The 25,864-nt window shown below is 40.3% G+C and carries 23 protein-coding genes; 15 read left to right on the forward strand and 8 right to left on the reverse strand.

Going from position 1 to position 25,864, the window contains the following annotated elements; all coding sequences use genetic code 11:
• Both B3209_RS05650 and B3209_RS05655 read right to left on the reverse strand, forming a co-directional pair.
• Nucleotides 1–761, reverse strand: a 761-nt coding sequence (locus B3209_RS05650; protein ID WP_296690143.1) for an Rpn family recombination-promoting nuclease/putative transposase, incomplete at its 3' end; no start/stop codon positions are given.
• Nucleotides 762–898: 137 nt separating this feature from the next.
• Nucleotides 899–1,162 carry a helix-turn-helix domain-containing protein gene (locus tag B3209_RS05655; RefSeq protein ID WP_296664343.1) on the reverse strand — a complete coding sequence of 88 codons (264 nt, stop codon included), beginning with the start codon at nt 1,160–1,162 and terminating at the stop codon, nt 899–901.
• A gap of 165 nt (nt 1,163–1,327) precedes the next feature.
• Between B3209_RS05655 and B3209_RS05660 the strand changes: the two genes are divergently transcribed.
• The 4 genes from B3209_RS05660 to B3209_RS05675 all read left to right on the forward strand — a co-directional run bounded on the left by B3209_RS05660 (nt 1,328) and on the right by B3209_RS05675 (nt 5,512).
• Nucleotides 1,328–1,999 carry a hypothetical protein gene (locus tag B3209_RS05660; RefSeq protein WP_296664342.1) on the forward strand — a complete coding sequence of 224 codons (672 nt, stop codon included), beginning with the start codon at nt 1,328–1,330 and terminating at the stop codon, nt 1,997–1,999.
• A complete protein-coding gene (gene nusG, locus B3209_RS05665) occupies nt 1,996–2,520 on the forward strand; it encodes a transcription termination/antitermination protein NusG (protein ID WP_296690145.1) in 525 nt (174 codons plus the stop codon). Before B3209_RS05660 ends, nusG begins: the two co-directional genes overlap by 4 nt.
• A gap of 521 nt (nt 2,521–3,041) precedes the next feature.
• Complete coding sequence (locus B3209_RS05670) at nt 3,042–3,818, forward strand: DUF4469 domain-containing protein (protein ID WP_296664340.1); 777 nt, start codon at nt 3,042–3,044, stop codon at nt 3,816–3,818.
• A gap of 365 nt (nt 3,819–4,183) precedes the next feature.
• Nucleotides 4,184–5,512: an MATE family efflux transporter gene (locus B3209_RS05675; protein ID WP_296664339.1), complete on the forward strand. Its 1,329-nt coding sequence runs from the start codon at nt 4,184–4,186 to the stop codon at nt 5,510–5,512.
• Nucleotides 5,513–5,625: 113 nt separating this feature from the next.
• Here the strand turns inward: B3209_RS05675 and B3209_RS05680 are convergent, their stop codons facing one another.
• Nucleotides 5,626–5,856, reverse strand: coding sequence for a hypothetical protein (locus B3209_RS05680; protein ID WP_296664338.1), 231 nt, complete (start codon nt 5,854–5,856; stop codon nt 5,626–5,628).
• A gap of 215 nt (nt 5,857–6,071) precedes the next feature.
• Here B3209_RS05680 and B3209_RS05685 point away from each other — a divergent pair, with 215 nt between their 5' ends.
• The 9 genes from B3209_RS05685 to rho all read left to right on the forward strand — a co-directional run bounded on the left by B3209_RS05685 (nt 6,072) and on the right by rho (nt 14,766).
• Nucleotides 6,072–6,575 (forward strand): hypothetical protein, encoded by a 504-nt coding sequence (locus tag B3209_RS05685; RefSeq protein ID WP_296664337.1) that lies wholly within the window; start codon nt 6,072–6,074, stop codon nt 6,573–6,575.
• Nucleotides 6,576–6,582: 7 nt separating this feature from the next.
• Nucleotides 6,583–8,208, forward strand: a complete 1,626-nt coding sequence (locus B3209_RS05690) for an SPOR domain-containing protein (protein ID WP_296664336.1) — start codon at nt 6,583–6,585, stop codon at nt 8,206–8,208.
• Nucleotides 8,209–8,359: 151 nt separating this feature from the next.
• Nucleotides 8,360–10,372, forward strand: a complete 2,013-nt coding sequence (locus tag B3209_RS05695) for a glycosyl hydrolase 53 family protein (protein ID WP_296664335.1) — start codon at nt 8,360–8,362, stop codon at nt 10,370–10,372.
• 27 nt (nt 10,373–10,399) lie between these two features.
• Nucleotides 10,400–11,164 (forward strand): lysophospholipid acyltransferase family protein, encoded by a 765-nt coding sequence (locus tag B3209_RS05700; RefSeq protein WP_296690147.1) that lies wholly within the window; start codon nt 10,400–10,402, stop codon nt 11,162–11,164.
• Between the two features lie 236 nt (nt 11,165–11,400).
• The gene (locus B3209_RS05705) at nt 11,401–11,574 is read left to right on the forward strand and encodes a hypothetical protein (RefSeq protein ID WP_013701598.1); all 174 of its coding nucleotides are present in this window, start codon (nt 11,401–11,403) and stop codon (nt 11,572–11,574) included.
• A gap of 51 nt (nt 11,575–11,625) precedes the next feature.
• A complete protein-coding gene (gene rpsT, locus B3209_RS05710; protein ID WP_295796282.1) occupies nt 11,626–11,904 on the forward strand; it encodes a 30S ribosomal protein S20 in 279 nt (92 codons plus the stop codon).
• A gap of 52 nt (nt 11,905–11,956) precedes the next feature.
• On the forward strand, nt 11,957–12,283 hold the full coding sequence (locus B3209_RS05715; RefSeq protein ID WP_296690148.1) for an HU family DNA-binding protein: 327 nt from the start codon (nt 11,957–11,959) through the stop codon (nt 12,281–12,283).
• 38 nt (nt 12,284–12,321) lie between these two features.
• Nucleotides 12,322–12,738, forward strand: a complete 417-nt coding sequence (locus B3209_RS05720; protein ID WP_295796277.1) for a bactofilin family protein — start codon at nt 12,322–12,324, stop codon at nt 12,736–12,738.
• 255 nt (nt 12,739–12,993) lie between these two features.
• Nucleotides 12,994–14,766 (forward strand): transcription termination factor Rho, encoded by a 1,773-nt coding sequence (gene rho / locus B3209_RS05725; RefSeq protein ID WP_296664331.1) that lies wholly within the window; start codon nt 12,994–12,996, stop codon nt 14,764–14,766.
• A 105-nt stretch (nt 14,767–14,871) separates the two neighbouring features.
• Here the strand turns inward: rho and B3209_RS05730 are convergent, their stop codons facing one another.
• Complete coding sequence (locus tag B3209_RS05730) at nt 14,872–16,164, reverse strand: glucose-1-phosphate adenylyltransferase (RefSeq protein ID WP_295800626.1); 1,293 nt, start codon at nt 16,162–16,164, stop codon at nt 14,872–14,874.
• A 165-nt stretch (nt 16,165–16,329) separates the two neighbouring features.
• Nucleotides 16,330–17,742: a putative bifunctional diguanylate cyclase/phosphodiesterase gene (locus tag B3209_RS05735; RefSeq protein WP_296664330.1), complete on the reverse strand. Its 1,413-nt coding sequence runs from the start codon at nt 17,740–17,742 to the stop codon at nt 16,330–16,332.
• A 160-nt stretch (nt 17,743–17,902) separates the two neighbouring features.
• On the opposite strand from B3209_RS05735, the gene flgF reads away from it, so the two are divergent.
• On the forward strand, nt 17,903–18,703 hold the full coding sequence (gene flgF, locus B3209_RS05740) for a flagellar basal-body rod protein FlgF (RefSeq protein WP_296664329.1): 801 nt from the start codon (nt 17,903–17,905) through the stop codon (nt 18,701–18,703).
• A 16-nt stretch (nt 18,704–18,719) separates the two neighbouring features.
• A complete protein-coding gene (gene flgG, locus B3209_RS05745; protein ID WP_295800637.1) occupies nt 18,720–19,514 on the forward strand; it encodes a flagellar basal-body rod protein FlgG in 795 nt (264 codons plus the stop codon).
• A 649-nt stretch (nt 19,515–20,163) separates the two neighbouring features.
• Here the strand turns inward: flgG and B3209_RS05750 are convergent.
• The 3 genes from B3209_RS05750 to B3209_RS05760 all read right to left on the reverse strand — a co-directional run.
• Entirely contained in the window at nt 20,164–20,940 is a 777-nt protein-coding gene (locus B3209_RS05750) for an NADase-type glycan-binding domain-containing protein (RefSeq protein WP_296664328.1), read from the reverse strand.
• Nucleotide 20,941: 1 nt separating this feature from the next.
• On the reverse strand, nt 20,942–22,513 hold the full coding sequence (locus tag B3209_RS05755; protein WP_296664327.1) for an RHS repeat-associated core domain-containing protein: 1,572 nt from the start codon (nt 22,511–22,513) through the stop codon (nt 20,942–20,944).
• A 307-nt stretch (nt 22,514–22,820) separates the two neighbouring features.
• A partial coding sequence (locus B3209_RS05760; RefSeq protein WP_296664326.1) for an RHS repeat-associated core domain-containing protein occupies nt 22,821–25,864 on the reverse strand: 3,044 nt, incomplete at its 5' end.

Here is a 25,864-nt window from a genome sequence, read left to right on the forward strand (position 1 = left end):
ATATCTTGAGCCATGTTCTTTGCAATATCTTGAGCAATATCCTTAGCCATGTCTTTTGCAAGTTCCTTGGCTATTTCTTTTGCTTTTTCATTGGACTGAATGGCCATTTCCTGTTCCCATGTCATAAACCTGTGCCTCCACTGCGCGTTTGTTTTTACACGCTCGACCAGCGCGGAGAGCCTGTCTGTGAAACCGGAGCTAGGCTCTTTTCCGCAGAGATACTTGAAAAATGCTCTCAGCTCCTCGGATCTCATTGTATCATACTTTTTCGCGTTGAAAAAGACATTTACTGTTCCGTCGTCCATCAGAAAGTCCTTGTCCTCGTCGGCGCGGTATCGGAATGTGTACACTGGAAATCCTTTTCCGAACGCGTCTCCCAAGCACAGAAAAATAACGTAGCTCTCATTAAGCACGTCATAGCCGGAGCCGTGCTGCACATTGTCAACGTCCATCAGCCCCTGATAATACCGCGCCCGCTTTGCCAGGGAAGTGCTGCGCGTGGTCTGAATCTCTATGTCGAACGAGCGTCCGTTTCCGTCCTTGGCATAGACATCGAATCTTATTCCGCGCGAGATGAAGTCGGTTTTAAGTGATTTCTCCGCGGCAGGCTTTTCGATTCTGTCGATTTTTATGTTGAGGAGAATCTCAATGAGATGCCTGCAGACTTCCGGATTGTCCTCAAGGACTTTGCAGAAGATGAAGTTGTCGGCGAGTGTGAGTCGCTCCCATTTTTGGGCTGGTGTAAGTTCATGTCTTTGCATTTTTCCTTCCTGTTTTTGTTGAAGCTTTCTATGATAACTATTTATTGCCGAAAAAATGCAAAAACTGCACGGTTTTGAAGAGATGTTTTATTGTAAGAGAGAGTTGTGGGGCTTTTTATGTTTACTGATGAATAAAATCAATATTTTTCAAGAATTTCTTTTATGTCATTCTTTAAGTTTATGTAACGGCTTTGATAATACTCGTTTTCTCCGTTGCACAAGTATTCAACTGTTGTCCCTAACGCTGAGGCGATTTTAAATGCGTCCGATGCCCTTGGTTCTGTTCCTGTTTTTCTCATGCTGGAAACAGTTGTCTCTGAAACTCCCATTTTTTTTGCAATCCATCGGTAGGAAGTATTTTGCGCCAGCCGCAAGGTTTCAACATTGTCCCAAAATGCCATGCTTCAATTATAAGCAGAATTTTACTACTTGAATCCGTAGTTTTTGCTTGAAAACTATTTACTTTCGTAGTAATATGTTTTTTAACTACGAAAATAAGTAGTTTAGCTTTTTGTCTGCGTAATTTTTGAAAATTCTTAGGCAGGCTGTTTTTAAGGAAGTGGAATTTGACGCGCTGTGCAGTTCTTGTTGGAGTTTCAGAAAAATCGGGCTACATTCAAAAGTCGCTCGCTGATTTCTATAGGTTTCTCTTGAGCCAAAAAGGAGGCTCTTGGACGGAATCTGAAATAATGATTATTCCAGAAGGAATTGACCTTGCTTCCTTGAAATTTTTTTTGCGCCGTGCCTTAGACAGTAAGTTGAAAAGTCTTGTTTTTTATTTCTGCGGAAACAAAGATGACGTTCGCACTGAAAACGGATTTACTTTTTGTGGAACTGAAATAAGGTTGCAATATATAGAAGAAAATGCGCTTCATACGGCAGTTTTTTTTGATTCATGTGAAAGTTTTGTTTCGGAGGAATATAAAGACTCCGCGCGGGAAGATTTGTTTGTGAGGGATTCCGCCGGTGAAAACAATTTTGCCCGTCAGGTTGCAGCCAGCAGTTTTTTAAGTGAAAATACGCTTAAAAAAATAAATGGCACAGCATTTTTCTCTGGATGCAAAATCGGTGAGAAGCCCTTGCTTTTGGAGGACGGAAACGGTTTTTACACGGCTTCGTTTATCAAGTCGTTACAAAAAGGGGATGCGCCGTTTGGTGTTTTTGCGGCAGATAGATGCGCAAAGTTTGAATGTGAGCTTGCAAGACAGAATGCTTACGCGGAATTTTCTGTGCCATGAGCCTTTATTGCATATCGGTAAAGACCGGACTGGAAGAAAAATTTAAGGAAAGTATTCTTCCTCTGGTTTCCGGAGATGAATGTGCTTTTCAGGGATTGGTTCATATTCTGCGCAAGCGGATGAGGCTTAAAAACGGAAAGGAATATTTTGATGCTTTTTTTCCTGGATACGTTTTTCTTGAAACGGAAGAATGTGAAGCATCAAAGCTTTATGTTCTTTCTAGGGGAAAATATTTTTTACGTTTTTTACCCTCAAATAGTTCTGTCAGCCCTCTTGTAAAGGGCGACTTGGAAATTGTGAGCTCTATTCTGAGGTTTGGAAGCACTGTGGGAATTGTTCCTGTCAAGTTTGATGCTGGCGACAAGGTTATTATAACGGATGGTCCGTTCAAGGATTTTTCCGGAAATGTGATAGCCGTGAACCGCCGCAACAAGCGATTAAACATACAGATTGATTTTATGAACGGCGTGCGTGTTGTGGGGCTTTGCTACGAGGAAGTTCAAAAGCAGCCTTCAAAATAAATGCAGAAGCTTGTTCTGCATAGTTAAAGACAGCCTTTTTTAGAAGCGAATCTTGGTTCAAGAGCGCAGTTCGGATGGCGACCATGTTTTTTTTAGGCAATGGAAGTTTTTTTTCATTGCCAATGGAGAAGGTGTCTTTAAAATAAAAATTATTGATATTTGCAAAAAAAAAATCATCAAAAAATTTGTCTTTCTAAATAGTTTTTATTATCTTTTAAAGTATAAAGTGGATTTGTTTCCATAAATATAAAGTTTCTGGAGGAAAGCAAATTGATTTATTAATGTTCCCTGGGCGCCACAGGAAAAACGGCAACGGTCGTAGAGAAAAAAATGTAAGAATCTTTACATTAACTTTCTTTCCGTTAAGACATATAGAGCAAGGCGGCTATAAAACTTCATTTTATTTATAGTAAGATCTTGGATCACAAACCCTCAAACGGTTATATAAGTTTAACAGGCGTTTGAAAATGGGTTTTACAAACTAAGCATATTTTAGTAAATGCTAATACGAGGAGTAAGAAATGAATATTAATACTCTTTCAAAAATTGAAGCAGATTATAAGTCTGGGCATCTTCCTGTTGCTCTTTATTCAAACAACATGGTAAAAGACAAGAACAGCAAGTCAAAGTTCTATGCCATGACAATAACTCGCGGTGTATGCACTGATGAAGATATAGCGAATGACATTGTTGTCGCTGGATTGAATGCAGGCTTTTCAAAAGAACAGATTCTGTCAATTATGATGCTTATACGGAACGCAAAATTGTCGCGTCTTGCGGAAGGCTTTGTTGTTGATGATGGAATCAACAAGTTCCGTCTTAAACTGAACGGCTCTTTTGAGTCTGACACAGAGGATTTTTCACCAGAAAAACATTCAATTGGAATTTCTTCGCATCCAACTGCAGCTGCGATGAAAGTCTTTGAAGAAATCAAGCCTGTAATCAGAATAGGTAACTCAAAAAAGCCAGTGATCACAGAAGTATATGATGCAAAATCAAAGGCGGACTCTGTTCTTACAAGAGGCGGTTACCTTGAAATAAAGGGATCAACCATCCGTATTTTGGGAGATTGCGAGGAAGTTGGCCTTTACTTTGTGAATACTGAAGATAGCTCAAAGACTGTAAAACTTTCTGCCAGTGAGCTTGGAAGAAATACTTCGACTGCTATTGCGTGTGTTGTTCCTACTGATTTGGAAAGCGGAGAATACAGCATAAAAATAGTGACACAGTTTATGGGCGGCAAAGTTTGCAGAAAAGAGCCTCTTGAATTTACTTATGGAAACTTTATAGTTTCGTAATTTTTTTAATAGTTATTGCCGTGGGAAGTTAAAATTTTCCACGGTAATTTTTAGCTGCCCATACTGCAAATGTAAAATGCTTTTGCGGTATGGCTTTTCATTTTGTGTCTTTCGCTGGCTTTTTTTGCCAGATTTTTTTGGTTTTTAGACCGTTGTAAAACAAATTAGTGTCCAGTATTTGCTTTTGTATAATCCAGTATGAAACGTTGTAAAGGCTAGTATGAGGCTTTGTAACGTCCAGTGTGAAATGATGTAGTGGACGTTGTGAAAGGTTAAAATAGGCGTTGTTTTATAAAATAAAAGTTGCACATTATAATGCATTTTTCATTTGACAAAAGTTTTGAAAATTCATATATCTATTTCAAATGACAAAGGATTTGACAACAGGAAGCCCTATGCGGCTGATTTTAGGATTTTCGGTTCCAGTTTTCTTTGGATATTTGTTCCAGCAGTTCTACAATCTTGCGGACACGGTGATTGTAGGCAAATTCCTTGGTGTTTCCGCGCTGGCTTCGGTTGGCTCTACGGGGGCGGTCTGCTTTCTGATTATCGGAGGCTGCATGGGAATCTGCAACGGCTTTGCTATTCCAGTTTCGCAGAAATTCGGGGCAAAGGACTATGATTCCATGCGCAAGTTTATTGCAGGGGGAGTCAAGCTTACTGCTGCAATTGCCGTTCTTGTTACGACTGTTACGGTTGTTTTCTGCAAGCCTCTTCTTGTTCTTATGAAAACCCCAGCGGACATCTTTGACGGCTCTTACGGCTATCTTGTTATAATCCTTGCAGGAATTCCTGCTTCGCTCGCTTACAATCTTCTTGCGGCTGTAATCCGCTCCCTTGGGGACAGCAAGACTCCTCTTATTTTTCTTGTTGTTTCTTCTGTGCTGAACATTGCCCTGGACTTGTTTTTTATCCTTGCGATGAATTCCGGAGTGGAAGGAGCTGCTCTTGCGACTGTTATTTCCCAGGCGGTCTCAAGTGTTGCATGCTTTTTTTATATTCTTAAAAATTATCCGATTCTTCATCTTTCCAAGGAAGACTGGAAGATAAACGGCCATCACGTGTATGTTCTTCTTTCCATGGGGCTTCCTATGGGATTGCAGTATTCTATTACCGCAATTGGAAGTGTTGTCCTTCAGACCGCCGTAAACAGCCTTGGCTCTGTGGCGGTTGCTTCTGTAGCGGCGGCAAGCAAGATTGCGATGTTCTTTTGCTGTCCGTTCGATGCCATGGGAACAACTATGGCGACTTATGGCGGACAAAACACCGGCGCGCACAAGTTTTCTCGTCTTAATCCCGGAATATTCAGCTGCTCGTTTCTCGGGCTTGTCTATGCGCTTCTTGCATTTTGCGTTATGCTTGTTTTCGGGCGGAATTTGGGGCTTCTGTTCATTGATTCAGGCAATGAGGAAATCCTTGGCAATATCTACAAATTCCTTGTGATTAACAGCGCGTTTTACTTTCCTCTTGCCCTTGTGAATATTGTGCGCTTTATGATTCAGGGAATGGGATTCAGCCAGCTTGCGGTTTTCGCAGGTCTTTTTGAGCTTGCCGGGCGTGGTGTGTTCGGGCTTGTTTTTGTGCCTGTGTTTGGCTACACTGCCGCCTGCTTTGCTTCTCCTGCCGCTTGGATTCTTGCAGACAGTTTTCTTATTCCTGCCTACTTTATCTGCAAAAAACGCCTTGAACGCTAGTTTTTCCAAGAGGTTGCCGGACTGCATTCGGCAATGACAGTTGCTTTCTGGAAATTGAAATATTCCTGAAGAATATGACGAATTCTTCGGGAATATTTAATTTTCCTGTAATTTTATTCATTTTCTTTTGGAATATGTATAAATATTGAAGAATACTGTATATTCTTCTGGAATATCGATTTTTTCTGAGGAATATACAATATTCTTGATAAATTTGCATAAAAATTGAAGAATAAATGATATTCCTGGCGAATATGCAATATTCCAGAGTTTTTATTCATTTTCTTGCATAAAATTCTTTTTTTCTGCATAAAATCATCATTTTCTTTTATTTTTCCTTTCATTCTTTTGTATTTTAGTGTCATTATCGGGCTTGACCTGGTAATCTTGTGTCAAAAGAGATTGCCCGATCAAGTCAGGCAATGACAGGTAGCAAAGTACGACAATATCAAGTAGCAATGCCTCTTTCTTAAAAATACCTAAACTCAAGCCTAAAAAAGCCGATGAATAATTGAGAGTGCTGTTTGCGGCTTTTCAGTTAGAAAAAAGAGGTTTTCTTATGAGATTCAAGAGGCTGGCTCTGCTGTTCATCGTTGTTTGTGCGGCGTTCTGCGCGAATGCGGTATCTGTCGCTTTTCAGATTGTCCAGCACGGGGATTCGGAAATTAGAAGTTCTTCCTACGTTATTGAGGAAGGCTTGTTTGACTTTTTCTTTGGAAAGGGAATCATAATTTCAAATTCTCCAGCCATCGCTTCTGACAACGTGGAAAATGACGCTTCTTTTTTTGAAAAGTCCAGGCAGGAGGCTTGGGAAGGCGGCGTTGATTATTTTGTGGAGCTTACAGCTGATTTCAGCTCTTCATCTTCAACGAATCCCGACGCTGACCTTCTTGCGAATCTCTCAAGCCTATCGTACAAAGTTCTGAATGTTGGCTCGGGAGCGGTTCTTGGAGGCGGAAAGAAAATTCCTCCTGCTTCAAGCCAGTTCAAGGACAAGCGCAAGGGACTTTCTGATTTTGCTTTTGGAATAGCAGACGATATATATAAAATCATCCGTAGGTAGGGGACGTATGAAAAAGTTTTTATCTGGAATTTTATTTTTGTTGATTTCCGTTTTCATTTTTGCTGAATCAAGCGCGTCGATTGAAGGCGTTATTGAAGTTGCCGGCAAGGATGATCTTCCGGCCGGATATTTCGGAAAAGCTGCCGGTTATCTTCCGGGAGACAGTGTTTCAATTACAAATCCGAACACTGGAATTACTTTGCAGATTCTGAACCTTGGCACTTTGGACGCTTCAGGCGGAATTGCCATCCTTATTTCGGAAGAGTCTGCGAAAAGCCTTGGAATAGAGAGGAATTCAGGCGTAAAGGTAAAGCTTGCCCCACGCTCAGGATATTTTGACGAGACAGTTTCAGGAAGCGCGGTTCTTGATGAAAAAACTTTACCTGCTGAAAAAGAAGAAACTGCGGAAACTCCATCGGAGCCTGCTGTTCAAGCCGAATCGGAAGTTGCTAATCAGCCTGCTGAAAATGCTGCTGTTGCCGCGGAACTTGCTCCTGTTGCGGTTGCCGGTGTTCCTTTGATTGCGGATGCGGAAGACAACGTTGAAGAAGAAAAGGCTGAGGTTTCGGCTGTAGAAGATGAACTTCCTGCGGATGAGGCTGAAACTCCGTCTGAAGAAACTGATTCTGAAAATGAAGCTGATTTTTCAGATGTGGAAAAACTTGCTGCAGAGCCAGTTGAAGAAGCCGCCGCGGACGAAGAGCCTTCAGTTGAGTCAGTTGAAGAAGAAACAGAGCCTGTAGTTGTTGAAGCTCCGGCTCCAATAGAAGAATGCGAAGTTCCAGAAGAAGCTCCTGCTGATGAAGTGCCGGAAGAGCCTTACGAAGACTATGAAAGCGTGGAAGACGGATTCCTTGAGTCAAAAGAAGCTGTTGAGCAGCCGTCCCCAGCGGAAGAAAGCGAGGAAGAAGCTGTAACAGTTGAAGAGCCTTCCCCAATCGAAGAAGAAGCAGAAGATTCGCCAGAAGAAGAAAATGCAGAGCCTGTGATTGTTGAAGAGCCTCAGCCAGAGGAAGAGGCGGAAGCTCCTGCGGAAGATGAAATTGAAGAAGAAGCCATAACTGTAGAAGAGCCTTCTCCAATTGAAGATGATTCTGCTACGGAAGAAAAACAAGCGGAAGAAGTTTCAGAGCCAGATGAGGTTGTGGAAGAACCTGCTGCAGAGCCTGAAGCTCAAGGCGAACCAGAGATTCACTCTAGCGATGAAGATGAAAGCAGTGATTATGCTCCGATTATTCTTGTTCCTTCCGAGCCGGAATCTCCAGAGCCATCTGCAACTGCTTCTGCAGAAGATGAGCCGATTGAAATTGTTCCGGTTGAATCTGTTCCAGAGGAAAAAAAGAGTGAGCCAGAACCTTTGCATTCTGAATATCCTGTAAATATCCAGAATCACGTGGTTTCTTCTGAAAGCGCTCTTGCAAGCAACTGCTACTATGTCCAGATTGCGACAATGGGAAATATTAAGAATATTGAGAATCTTCTTGTTAAGTATTCAAAATATCCTATTTCACTTATTCCTGCCGGAAAAAATTACCGTGTTCTTGTCGGACCTCTTTCTGTAGATGAATACGGCGCGGTTCTTGCAAAGTTCAAGGATGCAGGATTTAAGGATGCATTTGTAAGAAAAAGATAATTTGTTTTGCAAATAAAATGAAGGCGGAAGTCCCGTTTGTGGATTTTCCGCTTTTTTTTGTTTAAATAAAAAAAAATGTTTGCTTTCTGTAAAAAGGTGGTATATAATTAAATCAACTCGTGTTGATAACTTGTATAAAACTGGAGGATGTATGAAGATTTTTAGAAAATGCGTTGGAACGGCTATTGCTTGTGTTTCAGTTCTTTCGCTTGCGGCTTGTGGAATTTCTACAAAAAAACTAGGTTCGGCAAATATAACAGTTCTTCCTGTTGAAAATATTGCTGATGATTTTATTATGGGAGTTGATGTTTCGTCCATGATTTCCGTGGAAAATGCCGGCGGTGTTTTTTATGATGCGAACGGAAAGAAGGCTGATTTGCTTGAGCTTTTGAAAATGGGCGGCGCGAATTGCGTTAGAATCCGTGTGTGGAATGATCCTTTTGATGCGAACGGAAACGGCTACGGCGGCGGAAACAACGATATTGAAACTGCTGTAAAAATCGGAAAAAGAGCCACTGATGCGGGGCTTGGTGTTTTGATTGATTTTCATTACTCGGATTTCTGGGCTGACCCGAACAAGCAGTCTGTTCCAAAAGCATGGAAAAACATGGCATTCGATGAAAAGGAAGAAGCATTGTCAAAATATACAACTGAAAGCTTGGAAAAACTTAAATCTGCCGGCGTAAAAGTAACAATGGTTCAAGTTGGAAACGAAATCAACAATGGAATGTGCGGCGAAATGTATGATGACAAAGTTTTGGGCTTGGTCGGAGCTGGATGCAAGGCTGTAAGAAACTTTGACAAAAACATTCAGATTGTCGTTCATTACACGGATCCGCTTTCTGAAGGATATTTGGAAAAAAGGGCAGGGCTTCTTGAAAAGTTCAATGTTGACTACGATATTTTTGCAACTTCATATTATCCTTTTTGGCACGGAGAAGCCGGAAAACTTTCTGTCACTTTGAAAAAACTTTCGAATATTTATAACAAGAAAGTCATGGTTGCAGAAACTTCATATCCGTTTACAAATGATGACGGAGACGGATTCGGAAATGTTGTGTCTGGAATGTCTTCTGAGCAGGAATTTGACTATCCATTCTCTGTTGAAGGCCAGGCGGTCGCAGTCAGGGATGTAATTGCGGCTGTTGCTTCTGTAAAAAAAGGCGTTGGCGTTTTCTATTGGGAGCCTGCATGGATTCCTGTTTGCCATTATAAGCCGGAATCTTCAGATGCCCAGTCTGTTCTTGAAGGAAATTTTAAGGCATGGGAAAAATACGGCTGCGGCTGGGCTTCTTCTTATGCTGCTGAATACGACAAGGAAGTTCGCTCTGCAAGAAACGGCGGAACTTGGGATAATCAGGCTTTCTTTGACTTTGACGGAAAATGCCTTGATTCAATCAATGTGTTCAAATATGCGCGCACAGGTTCAAAAGGCAAGCTAAATGTAATCCGCGTGGAAAATCCTCGTGTTGAATTCGCCTACGGAAAGCAGGAAGCATTGCCGCAGACTGTAAAAGTTGTTTACAATGACGGTTCTGTAAAAGACGAGCCTGTTGAATGGGATTCAGCTGCCGCAAAAGCAGTAACTGGAAAACCTGACTTTGGAGAATATAAAATTCCTGGCAAACTTAAAAAAGGCGGAAATGCTGAATGCACTGTAAATGTTACTGCAAGCAATTTCCTTGTAAACGGCAGCTTTGAAAGCGGCGACCTTACTGGCTGGACTGTTGAAAATCCTCTCGGAAAAGGAACTCCAAAAGTTGACAAAAACAACCAGAATGCAAAAGAGGGCGTCTGCTACTTTACCGCATGGGAAAAAGACAATTTTGAATTCACAGTTTCCCAGACTGTAAAAGAATTTTCAACTGGAAAATACAAGTGCTTTGCGCATTTTGAAGGAACTGGAATAAAAAATCCTAGCGGAACAGTTTTCAAGGCTGTTGTCCAGAAAAAAGACGGAAGCAAAACTGAATTTACTTGCGATGTTACAATTCCAAATACTTGGAAAAAATTCTTTAAGGCTGAACTTCCTGTAATTGAACTTGACGATTCAACAGAATCAATAACTGTAAGCGCGCTAATAAAATCTGAATTTGATGCTGCATCAGGTGCTAACGGAGCTTGGCTTGTAATGGACGACGTTAACTTGCTCCTTGTTGAATAATAAAAAAAGCCTTGCTATAATCAGACCATGCTTGGATTTATTACACTTTTGATTTGCCTTGGAGAAGTTGTTTTTCCTACGTTTATGCTTTGTCTTGTTTATCCTTTCAGTAGGAAAGCAGCTCTCTTTTGGTCTGATTACATAACTTGCCGGTGCGCAAGAGTTGTTTTTGCAATTTTAAAATTGTATAGAAAATTTCAATTTCTTGGCGACAAGGAAAATTTAAAGCTGCTTCCAGAGCAGTTTGTTGTGATTTCCAACCACCAAAGCCTTTTTGACATTGTTGTTTATCTAAAGTACTTCGGCGGAAAAAAAGCGCGGTTTGTCGCAAAAGACACTCTTGGCTCTGTTCCAATGGTGGGAAAAATGCTGAAGACACAAGGACACTGCATGATTCCTCGCCATGGAAGTCCTTCTGTCGCAATGTCTTCTATAGATAGCTTTGCTTCCCGGGTATTGCAAAAAAAACAAATTCCTGTAATTTTTCCAGAAGGAACAAGAACCCGCGACGGAAATATAGGGCAGTTTTATGCTGCCGGTTTCAGGCGGCTGGTTGAAAGTACAAAACTTCCTGTTGCAGTTTGCGCTCTTGATGGAGGATGGCAAATTTCAAGGCTTAATTCTCTTTTTAGGAATCTTCACAAAGGCACTTACCGTGTAAAAGTTCTAAAAGTTTATCCTTTTCCTGAAACAAAGGAAGATGAAAAGCGAATTCTTGAAGAATCCCGGGAGCTTATAAAAAATCAGCTTGAAGAGTGGCGTAAGCTTCCTGTGGCATCTTCAGTTGTGTAATTTTGAGTTTTTTCAGTGATTTTATACTGAAAATTTGGATATTTGTAGTTTTATTTTGCTTAGAATTGCTGTTCTGTTCTTGACACACAAATGTTAAATTGTGTATATTTCTAGAACATATAAAGAAATCTGTGGTTGTTTCTAAGGTTTGTCCATTCTGAATCGCCGCTGTTTCTTTCAAATAAAAAGGCTTTCGATTTTTATGGGAAGCTGCAAATCTACTATGGAGGAAGACGATGGCCGGAGCCAGTAAGAACTCTCGTACAACTGTTGCAACACAGAAATTTATTTGCCCAGATTGCGGCGGTGAAATTGTAATGAAGACTTTTTTTGAGAACGGAAAACTCAAGAATCTTGCAGAATGCCAGAAATGCAAACGCATTGAGCGCAGACCTAAAGATTTTAAATAAAAATCAAAGCCGTAAACGGTATTTTCATAGGAATTTATTCGGAGGTATCCTGTGTCAGTAAAGAAAACATCTGCAGAAAAAAGACATGCACAGAGCGAAGTTCGCAGAATGCGCAACAAGGCTGTTAAGTCTAGAATACATACAAGCTTGAAGAAATACATGGAAGCTATCCTTAAAAAGGATCAGCCCCTTGCTCAGGAAAAACTCAAAGTTCTTCATTCAGAGCTTGACAATGCATACCGCAAGGGTGTAATAAAACTCAATGCTTGCGCACGCAAAAAGAGCCGCATGGCTATTCTTTACAATGTAACTTTTGCAGCTGCAAAATAAACTTTTAAGGATGTTGTTAAAAAAACAGCATCCTTTTGTTTGTGGTATTGAAATGTCTTCAAAAAAAGTTACAAAAAACGATTTGTTGGAAGCTGTTTATCAAAATACGAAATACGAAAAGCTTGCAGTTCAGACTATTATGGAAAATCTTTTCGATCAGATGAAAGAAGTTCTAAAAAATGGTAATACAATTGAATTGCGTGGCTTTGGAACGTTTGAGGCACGGCTTCGCAAAGGAAGACAAAATGCCCGCAACCCAAAAACAGGACAGCAGCTTTCTGTTGCTCCTCATTATGTCGTTGCTTTCCGCTCTGGTCAGGAATTGAAAAAGGCTTTATGGGATTTGCCCGTGAGCAAAGTTTCCAATGAGCAGAATTAAAAACTTTTTTTTGTTTTTAAGATTCAAGAGGTGTGCTGATGTCAGGATTTTCCGCTGGAAATTTAACAGTATTTGGACAAGAGACTGAATTCGACGGTGTGTTGGAATTTTCAGACAATCTTGTTATTACTGGCAAATTTCATGGAACAATAAACGCATCTGGCAATCTTGAAATTGAAAAAACTGCGGTTTGCGATGTTGACAAAATGAGCGCAAATTCAATTGTTGTTTCAGGAAAAATAACTGGAGATATAGAAGCAAAAGACCGTATAGAACTTTGTGATGGAAGCAAGGTTCACGGAGATTTAAAAGCTGCAAGGCTTCGTATTTCTGACGGAGTGGAATTTGAAGGAAAAATTTCCATGATTGATGAAATTCCTGCCTCTGATATTTTTTCTGTTGCTTCGGAAGAATATAAAAATTCTCTTATTATGCAGTCAAATGAAGCTAGGTAATTTTCAAAGTTAATTTTTATTGACAAAAATGCAGTATTGAGATTAGAATAAAACTGTTTTATTAGTAATTTTATTTCTTTTATTTTTCCGAAAATATTTATTTATCAAAAATTCCCTTTTGCTGGGTTTTTTATAAAATATGCTAGAAACTTTTATTCTGGCTTTTTTGAAATTAAAAATCATAAAAATTATTGCAGTTCTTGCATATAAAAACGACATGCCATATCTTTTGGGATGCCTATTTTGGAGTAATCTATGGCAATTATAAAACGCCGTAATTCAGATGAAGCAGCGGAAATTCAGACCGAAGAAGCCGCAAGCCAGTTGGAAGGAAATGAAAATCCTGAATCTACAGAATCAGATGAGGCGAAAAATCCTCCTAAAGTAAGAAGACGGCGGATAGTAAAAAAATCAGCTGAACAAGAAAGCGTAGAGCCAGAGGCTTCAGATGAATCTTCTTCTGAGTCACAAGAAAATGGTTCTGCGACTTCTGAATCTTTATCTGAGCCACAAACTCAGTCCCACCATGAATCTTCAGAATCAAATTCTGATTCAAGCCATGAAGAGCATTATGTGCCTCGCCAGCGTTATGACAATAACAGAAGATGGAACGGCAACAATCGCTATGGAAACCGGCGTTACAACAACAACCGTTACAACAACACAAATTATGAAAGAAATCTTCAGGCTAGGCTAGAGGCTGTTCAGGCTGCCCAGAAAATTGAAAATCCAGAGGAATATGAGTCAAAGCCACGTCTTTTGATTAATGACCTTACAAAGAAAAGCATGCCGGAACTTAGAGAGCTTGGCGTTCAGTATGGAATTTCTGCTGATGAAATGGCTCCTATGAAAAAGCAGGATTTGATTTTTTCAATTTTACGTGCGCATACGGAACACGGCGGAATTATTTTTGCTTCTGGTGCATTGGAAATTCTTCCTGATGGCTATGGCTTTCTTAGAAGTCCGCAGAACTCTTATCTTCCTGGTCCTGATGACATTTATATTTCACCAAGTCAAATCCGCTTGTTCAACTTAAAAACTGGCGACACAATTTATGGTCAGACAAGAAGCCCTAAGGAAGGTGAAAAATTCTTTGCACTTTTGCGCATTGAAACTGTGAATTTTGAAGATCCTTATGTTGCGCAGACTCGTGTTCCTTTTGAAAATCTTACGCCGCTTTATCCTAATGAAAAACTTAGACTTGAAACAGTTTCAACAGAACTTAGCACACGCATTGTTGATCTTTTTGTTCCGATTGGAAAAGGTCAGCGTCTTTTGATTGTTGCTCCTCCAAAAGCTGGAAAAACGACATTGATGCAGAAAATTGCAAATGCCATAACTGTAAATAATCCAGAAGTTTATTTGATTGTACTTCTTATTGACGAGCGTCCGGAAGAAGTTACAGAAATGGAGCGTTCTATTCATGCGGAAGTTATTTCTTCAACTTTTGATGAGCAGGCGACTCGCCATGTTCAGGTTGCTGAAATGGTTTTGGAAAAAGCAAAACGCCTTGTTGAGCATAAGCGCGATGTTGTTATTTTCCTTGATTCTATAACTCGTCTTGCACGTGCGTACAACCAGACTGTTCCGACTTCTGGAAAAGTCCTTTCCGGCGGGGTTGATTCAAACGCGCTTCACAAGCCAAAGAGATTTTTTGGCGCGGCTAGAAATGTGGAAGAGGGCGGTTCTCTTACAATAATTTCAACTTCGCTTATTGAAACTGGAAGCCGCATGGATGAAGTTATTTTTGAAGAGTTCAAGGGAACTGGCAACAGCGAAATCGATCTTGACAGAAAACTTGCTGAGCGCAGATTGTTCCCGGCAATTAATATTAAAAAATCCGGCACAAGAAAAGAAGAGCTTTTGCTTTCTGAAGCTGAACTTCAGCGTATGTGGATTCTTCGCAAAGTTCTTAATCCTATGGATGACGCCGATATGCTTGAACTTATCCGTGACAAAATGCGAAAGACAAAGGACAACGAGGCTTTCCTTGCGTCAATGAATCCTGGCGGTTTGTCTGAAGAATAAAAAAAAGCACGGTTTTATAAAGATGTTTTTGTGCATTTTTGGCACTTTCTTTATAAAAACCCGTGCAATATAAAGTGGGGCTGTCTAATGACAGCCTTCTTTTTTTTAAATTACTGTTCCGTCTGGAATAACTGCGCCTTTTCTGATAACGATGATTCCGTCTGAACTATAGAACAAACCGTGATCTCCGTCTTCATAAGTTTTTCCATTGATGTTTATGCAACAGTTGTTTCCGATGTGTGCATTTTTATCAATGATTGCTTTGTTTATTTTGCAGTTCTTTCCGATTCCAAGATCTGGAATTTTCTTCTTTTTGTTTTCAGCTTTGTCTTCTTCGCTTTCGTAGAAGTCAGCGCCCATCATTACAACGCCGTTCAAATCGCAGCCTTCGTTTATTATAGAGCGGATGCCTATTACGGATTTTTGCACGCGTGAATATTCAATTACACATCCTTCGCTTGCAAGTGTCGCAGTCATGTTTGCGTTGTTGATTTTGCTCGGCGGAAGATTGCGCATCTGTGTGTAAATAGGCTTGTCTTCTTCGTAAAGATTGAAATTTGGAACAGGATTTGTAAGATCCAATGTGGCTTCGTAGAATGAACGAATTGTTCCAATGTCTTCCCAGTAGTCGTTGAAAATGTAGCTGTTGACTTGCTTTGACTTTATTGCCATTGGAATAATTTCTTTTCCAAAGTCAGTCTTGTCATTGCTTAAAAGCTCTTCCATTGTTGAAGCGTTGAAAATGTAAATTCCCATTGAAGCAAGATATTCAAGGCTTGCAGGAAGATCGCCTCTTGATTTTTCTGGAATTTTCCAGGCGTCAATGTTCATGTCAGCAGCCGGCTTTTCCATGAAAGCTGTAATGCGGTTTGTGTCGTCAACCTGCATGATTCCGAATCCAGAAGCATCACGGCGGTTTACAGCTTTTGCTGCGATTGTGATTTCAGCGCCGCTTTCAATATGCTTGTTCATAAAATCCTTGAGATTCATCTTGTAAAGCTGATCGCCTGAAAGGATTATGTAATGTGTTGGACGCTGAACTCTAAAATGTCCGAAGTTTTTGCGGACTGCATCTGCTGTTCCTTCATACCAGCCTGAATGTTCAAGAGTCTGCTCTGCTGCAAGAATTTCTACAAATCCGTCTGAAAAGCGGTCAAAGTTGTAGGAATTATTTATGTGCAGGTGGAGCGACGCAGAGTTAAACTGTGTTAAAAGATAAATTTTTTTGTAGCCAGAGTTGATGCAGTTTGAAATAGGAATATCTACAATTCTATATTTTCCGCCGAAAGGAACCGCTGGTTTGGATCTTTCTTTTGTAAGAGGGTAGAGTCTTGTTCCTTTTCCTCCGCCCAAAATGATTGCAAGAACTCTTGGTTCTTCTGTGTTTTTCAAAGCCATATTATTAAATTCCTCCGCTTGGTAAAACTTGAGATTTATACCCAAATTTTTTGAAATGTTCTTTCAATATTATAAAACACTTTCTGAATTTTGCAACAAAATATCTTGATTTTATTATACGAAACTTCCAAAAAAAATTATTTTTTAAGCTGTTTCTGAAAAAAGTTAAACACTCTGCTTTTCTTTCATTCCGAGGAATTCCTTGAACAGTTTTTCCTGCATTGGCTTGGCGTAATAGAATCCCTGGGCAATGTCGCAGCCGCTTGTTTTTAGCATTTCGCACTGGTCTTTTGTTTCGACTCCTTCGGCGACTGTTGTTATGTTGAGTTTTTTTGCCATTTCGATTACAGAAGTTATGATAATTCGTTCCTTTTGATTTTTGTTTTCTTCTTGGGACGAAAGAAATTCCTTGTCTAGCTTTATTACATCAGCCGGCATATTCTTTAAAAGGTTCAGTGAAGAATATCCAGCTCCAAAATCATCTACGGAAACAGAAAATCCTGCTTTTTTAATTTCGCTCATTATTTTTATAAGTCGGTTTGGATTATCAATCATGATTCTTTCTGTAAGCTCGACTTCTATTTTGTTGTCGCCAATGTCGTAGCTGCGTGAAATTTGCTTTAGGTCGCTGATTAAATTCGGGTTGTAAAGGTTGTAGCGGCTTAGATTGAATGAAATTGTAAGCGGCTGGCTTTTGCTTTCGGGAGTCTTGTTCCATTCTTCAAGAAAAAGGCAGACTCTGTTCAGCACAAACTTATCGATTTTTTCTATAAAACCGTTGTCTTCAAAAAGCGGTATGAATCTTGCAGGCGAAAGAAAACCTTTGCGCGGATTGTTCCATCTTATAAGAGCTTCTGCTCCGATTACAGTTTCGTCTTCAAACTTGAACTTTGGCTGGTAAAAAACTTCAAACTCTTTATTTTCAAAAGCTTCTTCCATAGAAAGCGTTATTTCCCTGTTCCAATTGTGGGAATCTTTCAGCTCGCTTGTATATTCGATTACTCTGTGGGTCGCAAAATGATTTTTGTATAGTTTTTGAGCTAGGTTCGCCTTGTCTATCATGGATTCTATGTCGTCCAGCGGATTTTCTATGCGGTAAATGCTCGCGCTGAATGTAAACTGATATTTTGGAGGAAGATATTTTTTTACGATATTGTCTACATTTGTCATGTTGTATACGCGCTCTTCTATGTCCCAGAAAAATTCCATGTTTTTCATAAGGAAGACAAAGTTGTCTGCGTAAAACCTGCACACAAACTCATTTTTTCCGCATTGGGATTTAAAGTGATGCCCTAAAAGCTTTAAAATTTCATTTCCGCAGAGAATTCCGTAAGTGTCGTTTATGATTCTAAAATTGTCTGCATTAAGAGAAAGAATCATGTATTCGTTTGGAAGCGCGTTTTTTAGAAGCTTTTTTGCATCGGTTTCAAAGTGCCTGTATGCAGGAAGCCCGGTTATGTTGTCGTGTTCAATCATGTAGCTTTTTTTATGTAGAATCAGTAGAAGAAGAGCTATTACAAAGCAAATCAGTGTAGCAAAAAAAATTAAAATCATTGCGGCAAAACGTGGACTGTACATTTTTATAATCTCGTAAAAAAATTAAGTAGAATGAATAAAGTATAAACTGCAATTCTTCAAAAAACAAGGAAAATTTTGTTTAAAATACATGATATTTGCTTTGATCTGATTTAGCTTAACTTTTTTACTCGGATTCCGATAAACTAATTGAGGTTATGTTATGATTAGAGGCTGGTATATCGGAGCAAGCGGAATGAACGCTCAGCAAAGCAGGCTGGACACAATTTCGAATAATCTTGCGAATGTAGACACAACAGGCTTTAAAAAGGAAATTCCTGTAAACAAGGAATTCAGCGAGCTTTTGCTTAGAAGGACTGCGGCAGACGGCGTGTACAAAACACCTTTTGGTTCTGCGGATGCGGCTCCAATAATCGGTTCAATAGGGCTTGGCGTTGAAACGAATGAGCTTTATACAGATTTTACTCAAGGCTCTTTTAAATCAACAGATACAAAAACAGACATGGCTTTAGGCGGAGAAGGATTTTTTGCAGTTCAGACTCCGGCTGGCGAACGCTATACTCGCAACGGAAATTTTCACCTTGGAAAAGAAGGAATTCTTTTGACAAAGGAAGGCTATCCTGTTCTTGGTGAAAACGGAGCGATTCATGTTCCTAATGACAAGTTTTTTGTAAATCAGGACGGAATGATTTATACAAATGAAGACAACGAGCTTGTGGACAGAATAAAAGTTGTCCGCTTTGAAAACGAGCGTTTCCTAAAAAAGCAAGGCTCTTCGCTTTGGAATTCAAATGAAATTTCTGGAGATGCGTATGTTGCAGAAGGTGATGAGCGTCCGCGTCTTTTGCAAGGATATACGGAAGCAAGCAATGTGAATGTTGTAAATGAAATGGTTCAGATGATAGAAGTAAACCGGGCTTACGAGGCGAACCAGAAGTCAGTTCAGACAGAAGACAGCATGATGGACACACTTTGGTCTAAAGTTGTTACTGTAAACCGCTAATAAGAGGGAATAGAAAATGGTAAGAAGTTTATGGAATGCCGCTACAGGAATGAACGGCCAGCAGATGAATATAGACACAATCTCAAACAATCTCTCTAACGTAAACACAACTGGGTTTAAGCAGCATCGCGCTGAATTTGAAGATCTTCTTTATCAGAATGTAAAGCTTGCAGGAACTCCGGCTACGGAAGACACTGTAACTCCTGTTGGGCATCAGATGGGAAGCGGTGTTAAAGTTGGAGCCACACAGCGTATTATGACCCAAGGTTCTTTGCAGGCGACAGGAGTTGACACAGATGTTGCTGTTGTCGGAGACGGATTCTTTAGAGTTCAACAGTACGATGGAAGCTGGGCATACACAAGAGACGGTTCATTCAAGGTTGATTCAACCGGGCAGCTTGTAACGGCAAACGGACTGCGCGTAATGCCTGAGATAATCATGCCGGAAGGATTTCAGCTTGAAACTCTTTCTATTTCTGATGGCGGAAGAGTAAACGTAAAAGTAAACGGTGAGCTTGAGCCTATTGAAGTCGGCCAGCTTGAACTTTACAGATTTCCGAATGCAGTCGGACTTGAAAACACAGGCGACAATCTTTACAAAGTTACAAACGCTTCTGGAGACCCAATTGCCGGACGTCCTGGAATTGACGGAATGGGAATTACAAAGCATAAGTTCCTTGAAATGAGCAACGTTTCTGTTGTAAATGAAATGGTTCAGATGATTGTTGCCCAGCGCGCTTATGAGTTCAACTCAAAGGCAATTCAAACTAGCGACAATATGCTTCAGACAGCCGCCGGACTTAAGCGTTAAAAATTGAATAGCTAGCGACCAGGCTCTGCTCAAGGCTCTTTATCTTGCGACTTTTGAGGCGACAAAAAAATGGACTCAGCCGGTTCACAGCTGGGGCCAGGTCTACGGTGAGATGTGCATAATGTATGAAGGCCGTCTGCCTGACTAGTCTCAAAAAAAAAGACAGCTTCCCGTCGGGGGAAGCTGTCTTAAAAAAATAACTCTTGATAAAAAATCAACTGTATTTTATATTCGAATCAATAACAGTGGCTGTCAGCTGCTTGCGGGATTTATCCGCATTAAAACTTTTTACCGCAGCCTGCTGAATTTACAGAAAGGACTTCACACTCTCTTCATAGTCATAGTTCGACAATATTTTATCAGTAAAATATTCTTTTACAGATTTTTCCAATTGATTAAGTTTACTGCCAACAGTAACTAAAGTGCTGCTTAAAGATGTTGCTTTTGTTCGAGTTGAATTGTATCTGACATGTCCTTCTCCTGCGGTTTTCATCTTGGAAAGGAAGTTTTTTTATGAACAAAAAAAACTCCCGACGGTTCTTTCTTTTACGGAAGACTGTTCCTCAGGGGGGGGGAACTCATTGTTCGGGAGCCTGCGGCAGCGACTTTCAAGTTTCTTTTAAAGAAACTTGAAAGTTTAAGGAAAAAACTAATTAAGATACATTGAAAATATTGTACTGATACATGTATCTTTATATTTTTTTCCAAGATATACATCCTTGATTACAATTTCTATTTCTTCATTGTATAATCCATCCAAGTTAATAATCTGAGGGTTAGGAGAATCTTTTAATTCAAATTCTTTTTGTATTTTTGACTTCAAAAAAGATATAGTAATTATCTTTGGTCTTGAATTATTCTCAAACAGGTAAGATTTCTTCGCGGAAACATATCCTGATATAATTATAAGATTTCTTGCATTTATACTTAATCTGATTTTTTCTCCAATTCCATAATCTTCAGACGCTTCACACCACGGAGAATCTAACTTAAAATTTGATAAATTCTGTACTGTGTAAACCTTACTACCTTCTCTCAACTCAGAAGTCGCTGAAATGAATGAGGGGAAAAACAGTCCTTCAGTTTGATTAAATGATATAGAAGCCCCTGTGAATATACATTCATTCGTTTCACAATCATATAAAATTAAGCAAAAATCTGATTTTAAAGCATAAAATCTTTTATTACAATTTTCATTACTTATGGTTAAAATATATGCCTTTTCATAATCTGTTAACGAATAAACAAAATCATTATTCCATAATAAATCTGGATTATCATCAGCATCATTATAAAAGGAAACCTTATTCGAAGGCTTAAAAACTATTGACTTAAATGAACTGTTATCAAAACCATTGTAAAATTCATTTGCATATGAAACGAATGCAATTAATATATATATAATTAAAAAACTTATCTTCTTCATTTTAATCTTCCTTTGGTGCCGCAATATTAATCTTTATTGTATCACCTTTAGCCCATGCATCTTTTCCAACACCATATTCAAATCCTACATCTTTTAAGATATTAGTAACTTCATTAAAATCCTCAAGATGAGAAATTTGGCATCCAAGACTTAAAGGTCTACCTTTTGCACTACCACTTCCATATTCTTCAGTTTCGCCTAGAGCCGTTTTGACATTTGGATGACATAAGACAGCATCAGATTCTTTTACATTATTGCCGGTAATACTAATTGCGTTTTCATAACTTCCTGATTTATTCAATAATGTTCCTGTGTAAGTTCCGACATCGATGGTTCCACCTTTACCAGCATCTACTTGACTTTTCCAGTCTGCTGTAGATTGAACATCAATTGTGTTTAATGGAATTCCACAAAAAGAAATACTTCCTTTAGATTGAAAATATTTTCCGTTTTGACCGTTATCATCAACACTTCGTTGAATCTGAATAGACGTATGTTCTTTTATAAAAGTTCGAGCAGTCTTAGAATGATTAGAAATAAATTTTAGCGCTGACGTTGCAATTTTTTGAGCTACGTTTTGTGCCCTTCCATCCGGATCCGTAAATCTGATTGGATTATTCCCAGCGTAGTGGTACAGCTGCAAATTCACTGTGTTGAAAACTCCTCCCATGCCCGGCAGGCTGCCTGCATCGCTGGCAGTCGCCTTTCCAGCACTTGGAATATACTCACCCAGCGCCGGGTCTGTGCTTATCCACTGGCTTGTTCTTGGATTTAAATAGCGCGCGCCATAATAATAAAGCCCTGTTTCTTCATCGAGTTCCTTGCCTGTGAACTTGTACGACAGATACTCCAATCCATTGTTGATTGTCTTCTCAACCCAGGTCTCACCATAAGGCGTGTACTCAATGTGCTGGTACTCGTCGCCCTTATAGTTCGTGATGAGGCTTGCGCTTCCCAAGTGGTCTGAGTGATAATAATACTGCTTGTAATACTCCTCATGGTAAGTCGGATTCTCACCGCTGTTCAGCTTTGTGACAATCCTTGTTTCACCTAAATAAATATTTTTAGCAGTCTGTCCGCCGTAGACATTATTACCACTGTCGGTGTGCAGAGTCCACATTTTGTTGAAGTAAAGCGTTTCGGAATTCTGCGTGTATTTATTAGAACGCTGTCCGTCCTGTCCGTAGACGTAGGCTGTGCTGTAGTTGTCATCAACAGAGCTTACAAGCTGGTTGCGCTCGTTCCATTTGTAGGTTCTCTTGTATTTAGCGGAGCTTGCTTTTCCGCTGTTTTTATCTTCCTCTTTAAATAATCCCCATCCATAATCCGTAGAGTAGACGTTTTCTGATTCCTGCGTAATCTTGTGGTAAACGGTTTCTTCGCTGCCGCTCTCAAAGCTGCCGTCCTGCTCGCAGACGATGTTTCCGTTAGCGTCGTACTTGTAATAGCGGCCGCCCGCGCTTGTCAGGCGGTGGGCGTAGCTGTCATCGTAGACATAGTTAAAGCTGTAGTTCAGGCTGTCTCCGATTGCCTTATTTGGCGATACAGTTTCTGTTGAGATTTTGGATGTCATGTTTCCAAGCCCGTCAGAATCAAACGCGATCTTTTGTTAGTGATAAAAAATTTTGTATACTGTATAAAATATTATAAATGAGATTAAGCCTCCAAATATTGCTACGAATCTTACAAAATGATAAAGCCATATAGGATCTTCTTTGTTAGAACATTTCCATTTATTAATTATACCTACTCCCCCCCCCATGATATTCCATCTAGCAATAATACTATTAATAAAAAATTAACCTTTGTTTGTTTATATGCTATATAGCAAATTAATCCCAAAATAAATAGTAAAATTTCACATGAATTAAAGTTTGTTTTCATTTATCATCCTCATTTTTCATATAGTTTTGTAAAATTTTATCAGTAAATGCAGCAGTTGCATCAGCATTGAATGTTGATACAGAATCTTTGAAACCATATTGAATTCCCTTTGAAATTCCATAATTAGTTCCTATAGATAGTGCAAATGATTCTGTTGTTAACTTAAATTTTTCCATATCTTTTTTATTTCCAGTACATAAAGCTTTTAATCCTAGTAGAGGAATTTCTGCACCTCCAGCTATTGTAGATATACTGCCCATGGAAAATGCTATTTCAGGTTGACCAGTAGCAAATCCAGCTAATGCAATATCTCCTGTTACTTCTGAGATTATTCCTGCAGTTTTAGAGGAGGCTTCAAAGAAAATCTCTCCAGAACTTTTTATATTTTCACCTGTATTTTTGATAATCTCATTGACTGCATTTTTTGTAATTGTGTTGGCTAAAATTTGTGCAGAAGCATCGCCAGATAATGAGTCTCCATAAGTTTTTATAGTTTTGAAATTTGCATCCTTGGTAAACAAAAAAGAAACAAAACTAGAAAAAGATGTAAATGGAATGAAATCTTCCCTTCCATCTGGGTCAGTGTATCTGATTGGATTATTCCCTGCGTAGTGGTACAAATTAGCATTGATGTGATTAAACACACCTCCCATACCCGGCAGATTCTGGTTGTTTTTCTTTGCCTCGTCATTCACTGGAGCTGCAGGTATATATTCACCCAGCGCCGGGTCTGTGCTTATCCACTGGCTTGTTCTTGGATTTAAATAGCGCGCGCCATAATAATAAAGCCCTGTTTCTTCATCGAGTTCCTTAGCGGTAAATCTATACGGCAGGTACTCAAGCCCAGTGTTGCTTGTATTCTCAACCCAGGTCTCGCCGTAAGGCGTGTACTCAATTCTCTGGTACTCATCGCCCTTGTAGTCTGTGATGAGCGAGGCAGAGCCGAGATGGTCAGAGTGGTAGTAGTACTGCTTGTAGTACTCCTCGTTGTAGGTCGGCTCGTCGCCGCTGTTGAGCTTGGTTACAATGCGCGTGTCTCCAAGATATATGTTTTTTGCGGTCTGTCCGCCGTAGACATTGTTTCCGCTGTCTGTGTGGAGCGTCCACATCTTATTAAAATATAATGTCTCGGAATTCTGCGTGTATTTGTTGCTCCGCTGTCCGTCCTGTCCGTAGACGTAGGCGGTGCTGTAGCTGTCATCCACGCTTGAAACTAATTGGTTACGCTCGTTCCATTTATAGGTGCGCTTGTACTTAGTGCCGTTTATTTTTCCGTTTCCGCCACCGCTTTTATCTTCCTCTTTAAATAATCCCCAGCCGTAATCTGTTGAATAAACATCGTCAGCTTCCTGTGTTATTTTATGATAAGTAACGGTTTCATCAGAGCCGTCAAACGCTCCGTCCTGCTCGCAGACGATGTTTCCGTTTGCGTCGTACTTATAATAACGTTCGCCTGCATGAACAAGCCTATGGGCAAAGTTTTCGTCATATACATACTTGAAACTGTAGTTCAGATTATCACCGATAGTCTTCTGAGGCGTTATGCTTTCTAACGAAACTTTGCTTGTCATGTTTCCAAGTCCAATACTATCAAAAGTAAAGGTTTGTGTATAGTTAGACTTGAACTCCGGCACGCTGGACTGGTACGGATTGTAGGTCGTCTCGCCGTCCGCTTTTATCAATTGATACAAACTGTCATAAGAGTATGCCTGCCTTGTTGTGTAGCTTCCGCTTGCGTCGCCAAGGCAATCATTCTCGTAACCAAGGACATTGCCGACCGCATCAAAACTATAGGCTATATTCTGGTAACTTTGCCCCCACTTGTTTTCAGTTTTAATTGAATCAAGCCATCTGCGCGCAGGGTCATAATTATATTCTGTGAATGTTCCGTTTCCGTAGTCTATGCGCGTTCTTTGTCCGTACTGGTCGTAGAGGATGTTTGTCACATAGTTGAATTCGTTTCCATAATTAGAGCCTGTTACAGAAATTACCTGACCGCCGTTGTCGTAGTCGTAGGTTACTTTCTCTCCGTCGGGGTAGGCTATCCACTGCATTCTGCCGAGGTAGTCGCTTCTGTATTCCATGACGGCGGTCTCTGTCGGATTGCTGCCGTTCAGGTGTGTTGCCAGTGTTCTGGTTTCTTTTATAACTTCGCCAAGCTTTCCATACTCGTACTCAAGTGAGCCGCTTGCGTCTGTTACAGACAGAATCCTGTTTGCCGCTCCATGCGTGCTGTTTGCGCCTCCGTAGGTATAAACAGTATCTTCCGTGTCGGGATAATCAATTCTTATAAGGCGGTTCAGCCCGTCATACTCGTAAAGAATTTGTTTGTTGCTTTCGCGCAGAACGCTGCTGCTTTCGCGCACGAGGCTGGAGCACTCGTCATAGAAAAATTCCTGCCGTCCTGAGTCCTTGCTTTCAAGGGCGGTTCTGCGACCAAGAAGGTCGTATTCCGCCGTTATCGGGTGTCCTTTCGCGTCAAAGGCCTTTAGCATTTCGCCCATAGCATTATAGCGGTAAGTTGCCTGCGTGAGCAGTTTTCCATGTGCGTCCTTTTTCGCTATTCGGACAATGTTTCCGCGGCTGTCTGTCTCCTGCGCAGACACATTTCCGAGCGGGTCGGCTGTCTCTGTTATTAGCCTGTTTTCTTCTATATAAAAGGCACTTGACTGCATAGAGCTGTCGGGCAGGGTAGTCTTAATTTGCCTGTCCTTCTCGTCGTATTCATAAGCGGTATATAAAGCTGTCATTTTTGGCACGGATTCAAGAAGCGTCTGAATGTCTCCCTGTATGAATTCCGTCATGCCTTCCTTTGTGGCTCTTCCCTTGCTGTCGTACTCGACCGCGCCGCTCGCGTTCCAGCCGTCCCTGCCGTTGACAAAGCCGGACTTTGCAGTTCTGACCGCACGGCCAAGTCCGTCGATTTGAAGCACAGTCTGGATAACGGAGTCATCGCCAGCGTCAAAAGTTACCTTGTTGCTGGTAACGGCATGCCATAATTCATGATGCCCAGAAGAATCATTGTTTGGCGTTTTGTATT

Origin of the sequence: Treponema sp. UBA6852 (assembly GCA_002449305.1) — a bacterium.
In the GTDB taxonomy this organism is placed as follows: Bacteria; Spirochaetota; Spirochaetia; order Treponematales; family Treponemataceae; genus Treponema_D.